Consider the following 16,540-nt stretch of genomic DNA (forward strand, 5'->3'; position numbering starts at 1 on the left):
GCCTTCTCCGCCGTGCTCGACGCGGCACGGCGCCGACCCCGGGGCGCGCCGCCGCCCGCGCTCCCGGGACGCCCGGACGACCGGCGCGACGCACCGCGCGCCTCGTCGGGCTCGTCGGGCACGTCGACGCCCTCGAGCCGGTCGTAGAAGAGGAACTCGTCGCACGCCGGCGGCAGGAGCCGGGACGTCGACTTCTCGACCCCGACGCCGATCACGCGCTTGTTGAGCTCGCGCAGCTTGTGGACCAGCGGGGAGAAGTCCGAGTCTCCCGTGCACATGACGAAGGTCGAGATGTAGTCGCGCTCGAACGCCATCTCGATCGCGTCGACGACCATCTTGATGTCGGCCGCGTTCTTTCGCGACGCGCCCATGCGCTGCGGCATCTCGATGAGCTCGACCTGGTGGCGCGTGAGCGAGCGGCGGTCCTCGTCGAAGTACGACCAGTCCGCGTACGCGCGCCGCACGACCACGCGGCCCCGCACCGCGAGGGCGTCCGCGATCGGTCCGAAGTCGAACGCCATCCCGCCCAGGTGCTCGCGCGCGCCGAGCGCGAGGTTCTCGTAGTCGATGAAGACGGCCAGGCGTTCCTCGAGATCCATGCCCCCGAGCCTAGGGGGCGCCCGGTCCGCCTGCCGCGCCGATGGATCGCGTGGCGCCTCAGCGGGGTGCCGGCTCCCGCGTGACCTCGAACAGCTCGCACGTCGCGTCGTAGTACGCGTCGGTCGTGCCGCGGTGCGCCATCCCGATGCGGCGGCAGACCGCCTGCGAGGCCGCGTTGTCGGGGTGCGTCACCGCGACCACGCGGTCGAGCCCCCGCTCGAAGGCGTGCGCCAGGACGGCCGCCGCCGACTCCGTCGCCCAGCCCTTCCCCCACGCGTCGGGGTGGAAGTGCCACCCGATCTCCGTGTCCCCGGACGGCTGCGGGGGCTCGCCCGTGCCCGACGCCGGGATGGGCTTGAGCAGGACCGTGCCCACGGGCACCACGGGCACCACGGGCACCACGGGCACCGTGTGCTCAGAGGCGGCGTCGGGCGCGGTCGCGCCGAGCGGGACGACCGCCCAGACGCCGTGCGTCCCGTCGTCGGCGGCACGCCAGCGCTCGATGCGCTCGACGGCCTCGTCGCGGTGCTCCAGCACGCGCGGCGTCGTGCCGACGTAGCGCGCCACCTCCCAGCGCGAGTAGATGTCGAGGACGGCGTCGACGTCGTCCTCGGTCCATGGCCGCAGGAGGAGCCGGTCGGTCGTCAGGGTGCGCACCGCGACACCGTACGCCGCCGGTCCCGCCCGGGCCCAGGGGTCACGGCGAGTAGTGCCCGCGCAGCGCCTCGACGTAGGCGTCGAACGGCTTCGCGGGCGGCCCGCCGCGCGCGGCGTTGAGCCGGTCGAGGTAGTACTCCCACCCGGGGCCGATGTCGCCCGGCTCGTCGTCGGGACCGAGCCGGTGCCGCAGCTCGAGCTCCGTCGCGCGACCGCGGCGCGGCGTCAGCGCGACGGACACCCGCCAGCCGCCCTGGTCGACGGAGAACGAGCGCGGCGGGTCGCACGCGAGCACGTCCACCTCGTCGGCCGGTGCGCCGTCCTCGGCGGTCATGCGCAGGCGGACGGTCGCGCCCGCGCGCGGGTCGCCGTCGACGACGCCGTACCACCGGGCGAGGCCCGCCGGCTCCGCGACGTCGGGCCACAGGTCCGCCGCGGACGCGCAGAACGTGCGGCGCAGGACGAGGTCGCGGGCGCCGTCCTCCGCCACCTCGAGCTCGCCGGTGGGGCGCGGCGTCGGGTCCACCTGGGCGGCCGCCCGCGCGACGAGGCGCAGGAGCGCGTCGACGTCCACGCGGTCGAGCGACCGGAACGTGACGACGGCCTTGCCGACCTTCACGTCACCGAGCTCCGGCCCGTACGTCTCCGCGAGGTACCGCCCGTCCTCGGTCGCGTTGACGTACAGGCTCACGTGGTCCTGCTGCGCCGCGAGCCCGACGACGAACCACTCGACCGGCTCGCCGCGCGACCGCTGCTGCACGAGGTCGCCGTAGCCGATGATCCGCTGCTCGGTCCCGCCCCAGAACACGCCCTCCCACAGCACGCGCGAGTGGCCGGCCATGATGCGCGAGATCTCGGCGTCGAGCCGGGCCACGTCGTCCCGGAAGCGGTCGGGCGACGACGCGACGAGGTCGTCGGGGTCGGTGGTCGTGCGCTCCATCACGCCTCCTCGCGAGCGGTCAGACGATCTTCGGGAAGGCGAGCAGGAAGCCGATGCCGACGACCAGCAGCACGCACGCCGCCCCCACCATCGTCCACGCCGCGCGCTCGGAGCGGAACCGCCCCGCGAACGCGCCGAAGAACAGCACGAGGGCGAACAGCACGGTGACGAGCGTGTAGTCGTCGCCGCGCTGGTTGTTGACCAGCGCCTGGGCGAAGTAGGCGTCGGCCCGCGCGTCGGCCTCCGCCGCCTCCACCTCGCCGGGCGGGACGTACGAGTCCAGGGCGAACGGGCTGCGCGCCGCGTCCGGGTCCTGCAGCGGCCGTTCGGCCGTCCACTCCTCGAACGCGGGCGCGAAGTGGTCGGTGAACCGCGCGCGCGTGAACTCCTCGAGCTGGGCGTCGTCGGTCGCGTACGCCTCGAGCCACAGGCTGAAGACCTGCAGGTCCACGGCGCGGGCCGCGTCCGCCGTCGCGGCCTCGCGCGCCGCCTCGATGCGCTGGGAGGAGGCCCGGGAGAAGGCGATCGACATCTCGCCGCCCCACTTGCTCGCCTCGAACCCGCTCCAGGCGGTCAGCACCGCCGAGATCGACAGCACGACGACCGTGACGGTCTCCCGCAGCGACCTGCGGTGCGGGCGCTCCTCGTCGTCGGCGGCCACGGCAGGACGGTATCGCTCGGCCCTCCGGGGCGCGCGGCGACGACCGGACGCGAGCCTCCGACTCGCCGGCCGTCTCGCCCGCTGTCACGTCGTCTCACGTGGCGGTCACTCTCGACCGCATGGCGGATGGCCTCTAGGATCGAGACAACCATCCAGAGCGGTCGAGAGTCCTGGCTCGACGACACCGCAGCAACCCGCCGACGGAAGCCTCCCGAGGACAACGGTGCTAACGCCAGGGTCGATGGAGTGACCATGGTCGACGAGGCATCCTCCGCGCACCGCCCGGGCGTGCGCCGTCCGGCTGCGCCCACGCCCGGCGAGGTCGCGCCGTGAGCGTCGCGCACGCCGTCGGGCAGGCACACGGCGGAGCCGCGCGGCCCACGGTGTCGTTCGAGCTCATGCCGCCGCGGCGGCCGCAGGCGGCGCCGAACTTCTGGGAGACGGCCCGCCGGCTCGTCGCCACGCACCCCGACTTCCTGTCCGTGACCTACGGGGCTGCCGGGAACGACCGGCAGACGTCGCTCGAGGTCATGGGCACGCTCCTGCACGGCACCCCCGTCCACGCGATCGCGCACCTGACGTGCGTGGGTGCGTCGCGCGAGGACGTCGAGGAGGTCATCGCCGACTTCCTCGACGCGGGCGTGCGGAGCTTCCTCGCGCTGCGCGGCGACCCCCCGAAGGACCAGCCGGACTGGCGCCCCGCGCCCGACGGCGTGCGGTCGAGCATCGAGCTCGTCGCGCTGCTGCGCGAGGTCGAGGCGTCACGCTGCGCCGCCGACCCGGCGCTGGCGCTGCGCGGGGCGGCGCGCCCGCTGACCATCGCCGTCGCGACGTTCCCCGACGGCAACCGCGACGCCGGGACGACCCGCACCCAGGAGGTGCGCCGCCTGTGGCAGAAGCAGCAGGCGGGGGCGAACTTCGCGATCACGCAGCTGTTCTACGACGCGTCGTCGTACACCGACTTCGTCGCGGAGGCCCGCGCGGCCGGCGTGACGATCCCCATCCTCGCCGGGCTGCTGCCCACGACGGAGCCCCGCCGGCTCCGCCGCGTCGAGGAGCTCACGGGCGTCCCCGCCCCCCGGCACCTGCTGGAGGCGCTCGACGCCCTGCCCGACCCGGAGGCGCAGCACGCCTACGGGATCGCGTACTCGGTGGACCTCGCGCAGCGCGTCCTCGACGCCGGTGCGCCGGGCCTGCACGTGTACACGTTCAACAAGCACCGCGCCGCACTCGACCTGCTCGAGGGAGTCCACCTCGGCGGCGGGACGCGCGGGGACGACGGCGGCGGCTCGAGTGCCTCGAGCGCCGCGGCGGACCCGCTCCTCCCGGACCTGGCCAGCGGGCCGTGGGTCACCGGCACCTCCCTGCCCGCGACGGGCGCCGCCACCCACGGCAGCGCCGTCTGACCGGTCCACCGGACCAGCACGAGGTATCGACCATGACCACTTCCGTACCCTCCCCTACCCACCTCCCGGCACCCCACTCCCCGGTCCCGTTCCCTGCCGGGACCGTCCTCGGCTACCCGCGCATCGGGCGCCGCCGCGAGCTCAAGAAGGCCGTGGAGTCCTTCTGGGCCGGGCGCACGAGCGCCGACGAGCTCGAGGCCACGGCCCGCGATCTGCGCCTCGCGACCGTGCGCCGCCTCGTCGACCTCGGGCTCGGCGCCGACGACGCGTCCGTGCCCGGCTCGTTCTCCTTCTACGACCAGGTGCTCGACGTCGTCGCCGCGCTCGGGGCGGTCCCGTCGCGGTTCGCGTCGCTCACCGACGCCGACGGGCGGCTCGACCTGCCGGGCTACTTCACCGTCGCCCGCGGCGCCGGCGAGCACGCGCCGCTCGAGATGACCAAGTGGTTCGACACGAACTACCACTACCTGGTCCCCGAGATCGGCCCGGACACCCCGATCCGGTTGGTCGACGACCGCGTCGTGCGCGACTTCGTCGAGGCGAAGGAGGCGGGCGTCGTGACCCGGCCGGTCGTCGTCGGGCCCGTGACGTTCCTGGCGCTCGCCAAGGTGGACGACACCGTGCCCTCGGCCGCCGGGTTCCGCCCGCTCGACCGCCTCGACGACGTCGTCGCCGCGTACGCCGACCTGCTCCGTGCGCTCGCCGCTGCCGGCGCGCCGTGGGTGCAGCTGGACGAGCCGGTGCTCGTCACCGACTCCGTCGACGTGCCGCCCGCCGACCTCGCCGCGGCCGTCGAGCACGCCTACCGCACGCTCGCGACGGACCTCGCCGTCGGCGCGGACGACAGCGCGCACGCGCGCCCGGCGATCCTCGTCGCCGCGCCGTACGGCGGGCTCCAGGGCCGCGCGTCCGACGGCGCGGGGGTGGGCACGGACGCGGCGCCCCTGGACGGGCTCGCCCTGCTCGCGGGCACCGACGTCGACGCGATCGCCGTCGACCTCGTCAAGGGCGCGGTGCCCACCGGGACCGCTGCCGACGGCACCGTGCCGGGGCTGGCGACGAAGACGCTCGTCGCGGGCGTCGTCGACGGGCACAACGTGTGGCGCGCGGACCTTGCTGCACGGCTCGACGTCGTGGGGGCCGTGCGGGGCCTCGGGGCCGGCGCGCTCGCCGTCGGGACCTCGACGTCGCTCCTGCACGTGCCGCACGACGTCGAGGACGAGACGTTCGCCGAGCCGGGGACGCCGGGTGCGCCGCGCACGGCGCTCGACCCGCGCCTGCGCGACTGGCTCGCGTTCGCCGACCAGAAGGTGGGCGAGGTGGTGACGCTGGCCCGCGGGCTCACCGAGGGGCGCGAGGCCGTGACGGAGGAGCTCGCCGCGTCGACCGCCGCCCTCGCGTCCCGCGAGACCGCGACCGGCGTCGTCGTGCCGACGGTCCGCGAGCGCGCCGCCGCGCTGACGGACGCGGACGCCGTGCGCGAGCCGTACGCCGAGCGCGCCGCCGCCCAGCAGGAGCGCCTCGCCCTGCCGCCCCTGCCGACGACGACCATCGGCTCCTTCCCGCAGACCCCGGAGATCCGCCGCGCCCGCGCGCAGTGGACGAAGGGCGAGCTCGCCGACGCCGACTACACGGCGGCCATGCGCGAGGAGATCGCACGCGTCGTCGCGCTGCAGGAGGAGCTCGGACTCGACGTGCTCGTGCACGGCGAGCCGGAACGCAACGACATGGTGCAGTACTTCGCGGAGCACCTCGACGGGTTCGCCGTGACCGCGAACGGCTGGGTCCAGTCGTACGGGTCGCGGTGCGTGCGCCCGCCGGTCCTGTGGGGCGACGTCGTGCGCCCGGAGCCCATCACGGTCGGGTGGTCCGCGTACACGGCGTCGCTCACGGACAAGCCGGTCAAGGGCATGCTGACCGGCCCGGTGACGATCCTGGCGTGGTCGTTCGTGCGCGACGACCAGCCGCTCGGCGACACCGCGGTCCAGGTCGGTCTCGCGCTGCGCGACGAGATCGCGGACCTCGAGGCCGCGGGCATCGGGATCGTGCAGGTCGACGAGCCCGCGCTGCGCGAGCTCCTGCCCCTGCGCCGGGAGGACCAGGCGGCGTACCTCGACTGGGCCGTGCGCTCGTTCCGCCTCGCGACGTCAGGTGTGGACGCGGCGACGCAGATCCACACCCACCTGTGCTACTCCGAGTTCGGCGAGGTCGTCGACGCGATCGACGGTCTCGACGCCGACGTGACCTCGGTCGAGGCGGCGCGCTCGCGCATGGAGATCGTGCCGGAGCTCGCCGCGGCGGGGTACCACCGCGGGATCGGCCCGGGCGTGTACGACATCCACAGCCCGCGCGTGCCGTCGGTGGAGGAGGTCACGGAGCTGCTCGAGCTCGCGGTGAAGGCCATCGACCCGCGGGTCGTGTGGGTCAACCCCGACTGCGGGCTCAAGACCCGCCGCTACGAGGAGACCGTCCCGTCGCTCGAGCACCTCGTCGCGGCGGCGCGGTCGGTGCGCGCGACGCTCGCACCGTAGCCTCCGGGCCGGCGTCGCGCGTCGGCCGGACGCGCGGGGCGGTGCCGAGGTCCGGGACCTCGGCACCGCCCCGCGGGGTGCCTCTCGCGCGGTCAGCGCTCGGTCGTGCCCGTGCCCATCATCGGCAGCATGAACGCGAGGGTCGCCGCGGCGATACCGCCGACGAAGAGCCACGGCGCGCCGTCCACCTGGGACCCGCCCGCGCCCATGAGCACGATGCCGCCGATGAACAGCGCGAACGTCAGGAGGAAGCGCAGCACGGCACCGGCGTGGCCGGGGATGTCGCGACCCTCGGTCCCCGTGGGGAGGGGGCTGTGGGCTGCCTGCTCGCTGGTCGTCGTCATGTCAGTGGCTCCTGTTGCTCGGCGGACGGACCGTCATGGGGAGAGGTGCGGTCAGTCCAGGTAGTTCTCCACCGTACCCGCGTCGCGCACCTGCGCGTCGTCAGGGTCCTTGCCGTACTCGCGCTTCGCGTCGCGCTGGCGCAGCAGGTCCCAGTACTGGTCGAGCTCGGCCTCCACGGCGCGCAGCCGCTCCTGCTCCGTGGGCGCCGAGATCTCCCCCGACTGCAGCTGCTCGCGCAGCGCGCGCTCCTGCGCGACGAGGTCGCTGATGTGCTGTCTGATGTCGCCGTCGTCCGCCATCCGCCCACGGTAGGCCCGACGGCGCGGGGTCGCCCGCCCGGCCGCGCTCGCGGGGGCTCGTGGCCGGGCGGGCGGCGTCGCTACGCTCGGGCAGCATGACGACGACGATCGGTCGGACGGTCCTGCTGTGCCGCGACCTGGAGGCGAGCGCGGCGTTCTGGGCGGACGGGTTCGGCTTCCGCACGCTCTTCCGCGGGGAGACGGACGGCTTCCCGCTCCTGCACGTCGGCCCGGGACGGGTCGACGAGCCGGGGCTGTGGCTCGTCCCGCTGCCCGACGGCGCCGCTCCCCTCGTGCGGCACGGACTGCCGAACCTCGTGCTCTACGTGGACGACGTCGACGCGACGCTCGACCGCCTCGCGGCCCTCGGCGTGGAGCCCTTCGTCGGCCCCGAGACCGACGCCGAGTCGGGCGACCGCTACGCGCACGTGACCGACCCGGACGGGCACCGGATCGTCGTCGTCCGCCTCGGCGGCCGCTGACCCATCTGGCGGCGCCTGCCGGGAGCTCGGTGGACCTGCGTGCCGTCGAGGTGCACCATGGTGCGGTCGGTCGGCACGTCGACCACCCGTCCCGGGCGAACGCCCGCTGACGGTCCCGGGTGCGAGGAGACAGCGGATGCACGGCGCCGCAGGGTGCGAGGTGGCCGTCTCGGCCTGCTCGGGCGACCCCGCGCGCCGCGCCTCGTCCGTCGCCGCCTGCCGCTGATCGCGGCCGGGCCTGCGTCGTCGACGCCTCTGCGCGGCATCCGTCCGCCCCGCCGCCCGCCGCCCGCCGCCCGCCGCCCCGGTGAGCGTTCCTCGCCGTGGCCGCGTGCGCCGTCGTGCCCGTGCCCGGACGCCCGTCCGTGCGCGCGACGGCGTGCGCTCCCCTGCCGGCCGGCGGTTCCGACCGACCCGGAAGCCGAGAGACCATGAACCCCCTGACCGAGAAGCAGATCCGCGCGTCCTTCGTCAACGCCTCGCGCCGTGAGGCCGCGCAGGCGACGCTCCCCGACCTCGACGCGCTCGACTGGGACCGCCTGGACTACCTCGGGTGGCGCGACCGCAGGGCGCCGCTCGCCGCGTACGCAGTGGTCCCCGTCGACGGCGAGCCCGTCGGCGTCCTGCTGCGCTCCACGGACGCGAAGGCGGGCGGCCGCCGTCGTCGTGCGCTGTGCGCGTGGTGCGAGGACGTCGTCGTGACGGACGACGTCAGCCTGTACGTGGCGCGCCGCGCCGGCGCCGCGGGTCGCCGCGGCAACACCGTCGGCACGCTGATCTGCACGGACTTCCGCTGCTCGGCGAACGTCCGCCGCACCCCGACCCGCACCGAGCTGGGCGACGACGACTCGATGCGCGACACGATCGTCGAGCTCCGCATCGACGGCCTGCGCGAGCGCTCGTCCCGCTTCGTCACCGAGGTCCTCCGCGACGCCTGACGCCCCGAGGTAGAGCCCTGCCGCCCGGCAGGGCTTTACCTCGCCCGACCAGCACCCGCCCCGGGCGAGCGGGATCGCTACCTCGCCCGCTCTGAAGGTGACGCGGACACGGAGGTCGAGGGCGGAGCGGGGGTGGGGCGGGTCGTGGCGGGTCTGGCGGGAGGTCGCGAGGAACGAGCGGCCGGATGGTAGACCCGCCCCGCCCCCGCGGAGCCCTCGACCGAACCCGACCTCGATCCCGCACCGACCGACGAGGACCGACGACGCCCGGGCCACCAGTTCCACCGCCCCAGCAACCGCATCGTCGCGGGCAGGAGCAGCCCGCGCACGACGGTGACGTCGAGCAGGACGGCGACGGCCATGCCGATGCCGACCTCCTTCATGGCGACGAGGTCGCCGATGGCGAAGCCGAGGAACACGACGGTGATGGCGACGGCGGCGGTGGTGACGACGGGGCCGGTGAGGGTGATGCCGCGCAGGACGGCGCGGTCGTTGGCAACGCGCGGGTCCTCGTCCGGGTCGCGCTGCCGCCATTCCTCGGCGATGCGGGCGAGGAGGAAGACCTCGTAGTCCATGGAGAGGCCGAAGACGAGGAGGCAGAGCAGGAGCGGGGTGGTGACGTCGAGCGCGCCCCACGACTCGAAGCCGAGGAGGGTCTCGCCCCAGCCCCAGGCGAAGACCGCGGTGAGCACACCGAGCGTGGCGCCGATGGTGACGAGGTTGAGAAGGAGCGCCTTGATCGGGACGACGACGGACCGGGTGAGCGCGAGCAGCAGCACGAACGTCGCGGCGACGACGACGCCGAGCGCGAGCGGGAGGCGGTCGAGGAGCTGCTGCTGGGTGTCGACGACGTCGGCGGCGGGTCCGGCGACCTGGACGACCGTGCTCCCGCCCGCGCCGAAGTGCTCCGTGCGGAGGTCGCGGACGTCGCGCACGAGCTGCTGCGCCTGGGCGCCGGTCGCCTCGCCGGCGGGCGTGAGCTGCACGACGGTCGTGGTGTCGGTGGCGACGGCGTCGAGGTCGATCCCGGCGTCGGTGACCCCGGGGAGCGCGGCCGCCTCGTCGAGGAACGCCTGCACGCGGGCGTCCTCGACGGGCCGGTCGACGATGACGGTGACGGGTTCGATCCCGAGGTCGCTGAAGCCGGTGGTGAGCGCCTCGTACGCGCGGCGCTCCTCGGCGTCGGCGGGCAGCGACCGCACCTCGGAGCTGCCGAGCGTGAGGGAGCCGAGCGGGGCGGCGAGGACGAGGAGGCCGGCGGTCGCCGCGACCGCGACGAGCACGGCGTGGCGCTGGGCGAGTCCGGCGAGCCGGCCGAGGAGTCCGCTCCCCGTGGGGGCGGCACCGGGTGCCGCCGCGGGGCGTGCCCACGGCCGGGACCACGTGCGCGCCCCGGGCGCGGGGACGTGCCGGTGCCAGACGGCGACGAGCGCGGGGACGAGCGTGAGCCCGGCGAGCGTCGCGATGAGCACGACGACGGCACCGCCGACGGCCATCCCGGACAGGAGCGGGTCGCCGAGGAGCAGCAGCCCCGCGAGGGCGATGCCGACGGCGAGACCGGAGACGAGGACCGCCCGCCCCGCGCCGGCGACGGTCCGGCCCAGGACGTCCTCGACCGGCGCGTCGGGCGTGCGCTCGCGCTCCTCGCGGAAGCGGGCGATGACGAGGAGCCCGTAGTCGACGGCGAGGCCGAGGCCGAGCAGGGTCACGACGTTCACCGCGAACTCGTTCACGGGCACGACGCCGAGCAGCCCGGTGAGGCCCAGGAGCGCCGCCGCGATCGTGGCGAGCGCCGCGAGCACGGGGACCACGCCGGCGCGCAGGCCGCCGAGGACGACGACGAGCAGCACGAGCAGCACGGCGACGGCGATGCCCTCGCCGAAGGCCGCGTCCGTGACCGCGCGCTCGACGAACGCCTCCTCGGCGAGCAGCTCGCCGCCGACGAGCACCTTCGGGGCGTCGACCGTGCGCAGCACCTCGGCGACGCGGTCGGCCGCGGCGAGCGCCTCGTCGTCGGCGAGCGCGGGGTCGAGCTCGACCGTGACGAGCGAGCTCTGGCCGTCGTCCCCGATGAGGCCGCCGGCGGTGTACGCGTCGTAGACGTCGACCACGCCCGGGAGGGCGCGGACCTCGGCCATGACGGCCGTCGCGCTCTCGACGAGGTCGGGGTCGAAGAAGTCGCGCCCCGCGATGACCGCGGAGACGACCTCACCCTCGGGTGACTCGCCGGGAGGCGTGGTGAGCTCGTCGTGCCACTGCGCGGCGAGCGCCGCCTCGCTGCCGGGCGGGGCGTCGGGGACGTCCTGCGTGCGGTCGAACACGGCGCCGCCGAGGACCGCGCCGGCGAGCGTGAGCGCCGCCCACAGGGCCAGCACGACGACGCGTCGCCGGGCCACGGCGCGACCGAGCCGTTCGAGCATCAGTGCGTCCTCCTCGTCGAGGGCACGACCGGCCCGTCGGTGGACCGGTCGTGGACGGGGTGCAGCCTACGTCCTGGCGGGAGCGTCGTCGGACCACCGCTCCCGCCTGCGGACGACGAGGGCCTCACGCCCGGCGGCGGACCGCCGGGCGTGAGGCCCCCTGGGTGCGACCGTCAGCCGCAGCTGGTCGCGTCGTACGGCAGCTCGAGCGCCGCCGTGCGACCGTCACCGCTCGCCGTCACCTGGGCCGAGCCGGCGTCGACCGACGCCGACCGGACCGGGAACGACTGGTACGCCGACCTGCCCGGCTCGACGCCGGTCACCGTCTTCGTCCCGAACGGCGTGGTGAGCGTGACGTCCGCCGGCACCGTGTCGGCGTTCGTGGCGCGCACCGCGACGTACGCCTTGCCGGCGAGGCACCGGACCTGCGCCGTGGCGTCGATCGCGAGCTCCTCGGGCTCCGCGGACAGGTCCTTCACCCGGATGTTGCGGTACGAGACCATCTCGCCGCTGCCGTGGTTCTGGATGCCGATGAACCCGCTCGACAGGTCGCGCGCCGGGTCGGTGCTCGTGAAGTCGTTGACGAGCACGTCGTTGAGGTAGACCCGGATGCGGTCCCCCTCGACGCGGATGTCGTACGCGTTCCACTGGCCCACCGGGTTGAGCGCGGCCTCGACCGCCTCCGCGTCGGCACCCTGGAACGTGTAGATCGCACCGGTGGTGCGGTCCGCCGCGTCCGTCGCGTCGATCTGGATCTCGTAGCCCTGGTTGACCGCGACCCACGGGTCGTCGCCCGGGTTCGGGAACCCGACGAACACGCCGCCGTTGTCGTCCTTCACGAGCTTCCAGTCGAGCTTGAGCGAGTAGTCGCCACCGAGCTCCTCGGCCGTGTACCAGAGCAGGCCCATGCCGCCCTCGCCACGGATCGAGCAGTCCTCCTGGCGGCCGAAGCCGCCCGGACCGGCCATGCGCCAGCCCTCGTTGAGGCTGGCGAGCGTGCCGTCGAACAGCGCGGTGTAGCCCTCCTCGACCTCGCCCGGGGTGCAGATGTCCACCGTGTCGCCGACGGAGAGCACGTCGAGGTTGACGTTGCCCTCGTCGCCCTCGTCCTGCTGGACGGCGATCGTGTTGGTGCCGGCCTGCAGCTCGACGTCACGCGTGACCGTGTTCCACGTCTTCCAGTCGCCGGTCGTGGGCAGCGTCCACGGCCCGACCTTCTCGCCGTTGACGTAGAGCGACACGTCCTTGTCGCGCAGCTCGGGGAACGGGTGGATGCCGTTCGCGTAGCGCAGGTGGATCGGGTATGTGCCCGCGGCGTCGACGTCGACCGTGAACTGGCGACCGGTGCCCGGGTCCTTCATGTTGGCGGCGAACCCGGTGCCGGAGTAGTTGCTGTGGTCGTGCGCGTGGCTCGAGCTCCCGAGCGGCTGCGCCTCCTCGGCCTCGAACCAGCCGCGGTCGGCCGGCGCGACGTAGCCCGGGAGGGAGTTCAGCGTGTACCAGGCCTCGGTGCTGAGCAGCTCGGCGCCGCCCGCGGAGGCGAACGGACGCGGTGAGCGCAGGTGCACGACGTGACCCGGCTTGAGCCCGTCGACCTGCAGCGTGACCCGCGTGCGGTCCTCGGACACGCTGGCGTCGGTGACGAACAGCGGCTGCTCGTCGACCTTCGGACCGCCGTACTGCTGCGTCGGCACGTAGCGCCACTGCTCGAGCTGGTAGGCGTCGGCGAGCTTCGCCACGACCTCGTCCGAGACGGGGTCGGTGTACTCGATCTCGAAGCCGCCCTCGACGACGCGCATCGCCTTCATGTCGAAGGAGTCCTCGTTGACGGGGACGAGCTTCTGCAGGCCGTACCGGAGCTTGCCGGACTCGCCCCAGTTGCCGCCCTCACCGGTGCCGCCGGCGTACAGCGCGCCGTCGGGACCGTAGATGACGCGGTTGACGCCGACCTCGAGGCCCGCGGTGTGGCGGAAGACCGCACCCTGGAACTCGCCGTCGACCTTCTCGAGGAACGCGCGCTGGATGCCGCCGTAGGTGACGTCGCCCAGGAGCATCTGCCCCGCGAACTCGCCGTTCTCGACGTAGATCGGGTTGCCCGGGGAGTTGGCGATCTCGTTCTGCGGGAGCCACACGGCCGGCGGGGACACGGGCTGGTCGTCGAACGGGCCGGCCGGGTTCGTGTAGTGGTTGTAGAAGTGGTCCTGCTGGATGTGGATGAGCTTGTTCGACGGGAGCCACGCGCCCTGGTTGTCCGTCGCGAACAGCGCGCCCTCCGGGCCGAAGCCGATGCCGTTCGGCGTGCGCAGACCGCCCGCGACGTAGGTGACCTCGCCGGTCTCGCGGTCGATCTTGATGGACGTGCCGCGGTTCTGCGCGGGCTGCGGGTTTGTCGTCGCACCGCCGTTGTTGATGGCGACGGAGAGGTTCACGTAGAAGTAGTCCTCGTCGTGGACGAGACCGAACGCGAACTCGTGGAAGTTGCCGCCGTCGGGCCACTCCGCGATCTTCGTGTGGACGTCGTAGAAGCCGTCGCCGTCGGGGTCGGTGAGCTGCGTGAGCTGGTGGCGCTCCGAGACGAAGATCGAGTCCTCGATGACCTCGATGCCCATCGGGTTGAGCAGCTCGTCCGCGACCTTCGTGACCGTGACGTCCTCGGGGCCGTCGGCCGTGGTGACGCCGTCGAGGAAGTACACCTCGCCGGACACCGGGTCGGGGCGCCAGCCGCCGGAGCTGACCTCGCCCGTCGTCACGACGGCGAGCTTCTCGTCGGGCGTGAACGCGAGGCCGGAGACCTTGGGCTCGAAGCCCTCGGGGCGCAGGTCGACGAGCTCGTAGTTCGGGTTCACCGAGTCGAGCCGCAGGCCGTCGCCGGCCGTGTCGGTCGCGCCCTCGCAGTACTTGTAGCCGGGCGCGGTGACGCGCACGACGTCGGCCTCGGTGCTCAGGGCGGACTGCGGGATCACCTCGAACGTCGAGCTGCCCGGCGTCTTCCACGCGAGCGTGAGGCGCTGGTTGAAGCCGCCCTCGTAGTACTCGACACGCAGGTCGTGCACGCCGGCGGTGAGCGTGATCGCGCCCTCGACGGACGTCGAGTCGTTCGGGCCGTCGTTCTCGAGGACGAGCTGGTCGTCGATGTACACCAGAGCGCCGTCGTCGTTCGTGACGCGGAGCTGGTACTGCCCGTCCGCGGGGACGTGCAGGTTGGCGAGGACGTGCGAGATGAAGTTGTCCTCACCCCCGAACTGCTGGGCCGTCGACCAGTCGATCGTCGGCATGAGCTTGTCGACGTTCGGGGTCTGGCCCGACTTGAGCGTGCAGACGCCGCCCGGGTCCTGAGCGAGCTGGAAGGTCCGCAGGGTCACGCCGGGCTCCTGCTCCGGCAGCTCGGCGGCAGCGGGGACGGCCCAGGCTCCGACGGCGACGACGGCGCCGAGCGTCACGGCGGCGACGCCGCGACGTCTTCTCGGCGAGCGCCCCGGGTCGGATGGTGGGCGGGTGGTACGTACGAGCATCCTTGCTCCCTTGGGTCGTTCACCGCGCCGACGAGGTGCCCCTGCCGTCCCCGTCGACTGACAACGCTGGCAAGGCTAGCGGCGGTTGTGCCGTGATGTCTACAACTTCGGTCTTTCGCCCGACAAAAGTGGCATGCGGGACGTAGGGGCCATCGGGACCGCGCGCCCTGGCTATCCTCGCCGCCATGAGCGCGCGCCACGCGGAGGCCGGCACCCCCGGCGTCTCCCGCCCCTTCGCCCAGGTCGACGTCTTCACCCGCACGCCGACCCGGGGCAACCCGGTCGCCGTCGTGCTCGACGGCGACGGGCTGGACGACGCGCAGATGGCCGCGTTCGCGCGCTGGACCAACCTCTCCAAGACGACGTTCGTCCTGCCACCCACCGCGGAGGGAGCCGCGGGCGGCGCCGACTACCGCCTGCGCATCTTCACGCCCACGGGCGAGCTGCCCTTCGCCGGCCACCCCACTCTCGGCTCGTGCCACGCCTGGCTCCAGGCCGGCGGGACGCCGCGCGACGGCGACGTCGTCGTCCAGGAGTGCGGGGTCGGTCTCGTGACGATCCGGCGGGAGGACGACCAGCGGCTCGCGTTCACCGCACCCGACCTCCTCGCCGACGCGCCGCTCGACGACGACGAGCTCGACGCGATCGTGGCCGCTCTCGGCGTCCCGCGCGCGGCCGTGCTCGACCACCGTCTGCTCGACAACGGGCCCGGCTGGCGGGTCGTCCTGCTCGACTCCGCCGAGCGGGTGACGGGCATCTCCCCCGACTTCGCGGAGCTCCGCGCCGCGCACCCCGACCTGTCCGTGGGCGTCGTCGGGCTGTACCCGGACGACGCCGCCGGGCCCGACGGCGCAGCCGTGGAGGTCCGGGGCTTCGCCCTCGGGATGGGCATCCCGGAGGACCCGGTGACGGGGAGCCTCAACGCCGTCGTCGGGCAGTGGCTCACGGCGGACGGGCGTCTGCCGGGCCGCTACGTCGCCGCCCAGGGCGGCGCGCTCGGCCGGGCCGGCCGCGTGCACGTCGCGCGCGACGCCACCGGCTCCGTCCGCGTGGGCGGGGACAGCGTCACGGTCGTCGCCGGCACCGTGCGGCTCTAGCGCCGGCTGGGCCGTCCGCGACCCGCGCCCTGTCAGTCGACGGGGAACGTGACCCAGATGTTCTTGGTCGTCGGGGTCGAGTACCACCCGACGTCGAGGGAGAGCGTGCGCGCGAGGTGGAGCCCGAGGCCGCCCGCGCCGGGGATCCGCTCCCCCGCGTAGACCGGCACCGTGCCGCGGTCGTGGTCCGCGACCTCGAGCAACCAGAGGCCGTCGTCGTCCAGCAGCCGCACGATCGTCGGCGGCCGGCCGTGCTCGAGCGCGTTGGTGGCGAGCTCCGAGGCGACGAGCACGATCTTCTCGGGCGTCGTCCCGAGCCCCTCGTCCGGCGCGGCGTCGCCCCGCCGCAGGATCGCGGCGAGCTCGGACCGCAGCGTGCTGAGCTGGTCGAGGGAGTCCATCGACCACTCCCGGACCAGCACGAACCGTGCGGGCGGCCGCGAGAACGGCAGGCCGGCATCGCTGGCGGGTACCTCGATCGAGACGTCCTCGGACGACGTCACGGGCGATCTCCTTCACGGTCGACGGACGCCGTCGACCAGCTCCGTGGGACGGAACCGGCGGTGCACCGGCACCGTCAGAGCCTGGCACGCGACCGCCGCGCCTGCACCTCCAGGCCCCCGCTCCGCGGTTCCTCCCCGGGGCGCACCGG

The 16,540-nt window shown here is 74.1% G+C and carries 14 protein-coding genes and 1 riboswitch; of the genes, 5 read left to right on the forward strand and 9 right to left on the reverse strand.

The window, feature by feature from the left end; translation table 11 throughout:
- The 4 genes from JZ5iCDA_RS00815 to JZ5iCDA_RS00830 form a co-directional block, all read right to left on the reverse strand.
- Positions 1-599: NYN domain-containing protein (locus JZ5iCDA_RS00815; protein ID WP_253181898.1), on the reverse strand; the 599-nt coding region annotated here is incomplete at its 3' end.
- Between the two features lie 58 nt (positions 600-657).
- Positions 658-1,257, reverse strand: coding sequence for a GNAT family N-acetyltransferase (locus tag JZ5iCDA_RS00820; RefSeq protein ID WP_069385382.1), 600 nt, complete (start codon positions 1,255-1,257; stop codon positions 658-660).
- Between the two features lie 40 nt (positions 1,258-1,297).
- Positions 1,298-2,197 carry an SRPBCC domain-containing protein gene (locus JZ5iCDA_RS17795; RefSeq protein WP_083259507.1) on the reverse strand — a complete coding sequence of 300 codons (900 nt, stop codon included), beginning with the start codon at positions 2,195-2,197 and terminating at the stop codon, positions 1,298-1,300.
- Between the two features lie 19 nt (positions 2,198-2,216).
- On the reverse strand, positions 2,217-2,858 hold the full coding sequence (locus JZ5iCDA_RS00830) for a hypothetical protein (RefSeq protein ID WP_069385383.1): 642 nt from the start codon (positions 2,856-2,858) through the stop codon (positions 2,217-2,219).
- Between the two features lie 145 nt (positions 2,859-3,003).
- Positions 3,004-3,117: riboswitch (SAM riboswitch) on the forward strand.
- 70 nt (positions 3,118-3,187) lie between these two features.
- On the opposite strand from JZ5iCDA_RS00830, the gene JZ5iCDA_RS00835 reads away from it, so the two are divergent.
- Together JZ5iCDA_RS00835 and metE are read left to right on the forward strand one after the other, a co-directional pair.
- The gene (locus JZ5iCDA_RS00835) at positions 3,188-4,264 is read left to right on the forward strand and encodes a methylenetetrahydrofolate reductase (protein WP_069385384.1); all 1,077 of its coding nucleotides are present in this window, start codon (positions 3,188-3,190) and stop codon (positions 4,262-4,264) included.
- Positions 4,265-4,296: 32 nt separating this feature from the next.
- A complete protein-coding gene (metE, locus tag JZ5iCDA_RS00840) occupies positions 4,297-6,795 on the forward strand; it encodes a 5-methyltetrahydropteroyltriglutamate--homocysteine S-methyltransferase (protein WP_069385385.1) in 2,499 nt (832 codons plus the stop codon).
- Between the two features lie 92 nt (positions 6,796-6,887).
- Here metE and JZ5iCDA_RS00845 read toward each other — a convergent pair whose 3' ends face one another.
- Positions 6,888-7,139: a hypothetical protein gene (locus JZ5iCDA_RS00845; protein WP_253181899.1), complete on the reverse strand. Its 252-nt coding sequence runs from the start codon at positions 7,137-7,139 to the stop codon at positions 6,888-6,890.
- A gap of 51 nt (positions 7,140-7,190) precedes the next feature.
- Positions 7,191-7,439 (reverse strand): DUF2630 family protein, encoded by a 249-nt coding sequence (locus JZ5iCDA_RS00850; RefSeq protein WP_069385386.1) that lies wholly within the window; start codon positions 7,437-7,439, stop codon positions 7,191-7,193.
- Positions 7,440-7,534: 95 nt separating this feature from the next.
- On the opposite strand from JZ5iCDA_RS00850, the gene JZ5iCDA_RS00855 reads away from it, so the two are divergent.
- Both JZ5iCDA_RS00855 and JZ5iCDA_RS00860 read left to right on the forward strand, forming a co-directional pair.
- Positions 7,535-7,921: a VOC family protein gene (locus tag JZ5iCDA_RS00855; RefSeq protein WP_069385387.1), complete on the forward strand. Its 387-nt coding sequence runs from the start codon at positions 7,535-7,537 to the stop codon at positions 7,919-7,921.
- A gap of 431 nt (positions 7,922-8,352) precedes the next feature.
- Positions 8,353-8,859, forward strand: coding sequence for an FBP domain-containing protein (locus tag JZ5iCDA_RS00860; RefSeq protein ID WP_069385388.1), 507 nt, complete (start codon positions 8,353-8,355; stop codon positions 8,857-8,859).
- Between the two features lie 77 nt (positions 8,860-8,936).
- On the opposite strand, the gene JZ5iCDA_RS00865 is transcribed toward JZ5iCDA_RS00860, so the two are convergent.
- Both JZ5iCDA_RS00865 and JZ5iCDA_RS00870 read right to left on the reverse strand, forming a co-directional pair.
- Positions 8,937-11,279, reverse strand: a complete 2,343-nt coding sequence (locus JZ5iCDA_RS00865; protein WP_069385389.1) for an MMPL family transporter — start codon at positions 11,277-11,279, stop codon at positions 8,937-8,939.
- Between the two features lie 173 nt (positions 11,280-11,452).
- The gene (locus tag JZ5iCDA_RS00870) at positions 11,453-14,791 is read right to left on the reverse strand and encodes a family 16 glycoside hydrolase (RefSeq protein WP_083259509.1); all 3,339 of its coding nucleotides are present in this window, start codon (positions 14,789-14,791) and stop codon (positions 11,453-11,455) included.
- Positions 14,792-14,976: 185 nt separating this feature from the next.
- On the opposite strand from JZ5iCDA_RS00870, the gene JZ5iCDA_RS00875 reads away from it, so the two are divergent.
- On the forward strand, positions 14,977-15,888 hold the full coding sequence (locus JZ5iCDA_RS00875; RefSeq protein WP_069385391.1) for a PhzF family phenazine biosynthesis protein: 912 nt from the start codon (positions 14,977-14,979) through the stop codon (positions 15,886-15,888).
- A 32-nt stretch (positions 15,889-15,920) separates the two neighbouring features.
- On the opposite strand, the gene JZ5iCDA_RS00880 is transcribed toward JZ5iCDA_RS00875, so the two are convergent.
- Positions 15,921-16,391 (reverse strand): ATP-binding protein, encoded by a 471-nt coding sequence (locus JZ5iCDA_RS00880; protein WP_216093376.1) that lies wholly within the window; start codon positions 16,389-16,391, stop codon positions 15,921-15,923.
- Between the last annotated feature and the right edge of the window lie 149 nt (positions 16,392-16,540).

It is taken from the genome of Cellulosimicrobium cellulans (genome assembly GCF_001722485.1).
Classification (GTDB): Bacteria; Actinomycetota; Actinomycetes; order Actinomycetales; family Cellulomonadaceae; genus Cellulosimicrobium; species Cellulosimicrobium cellulans_A.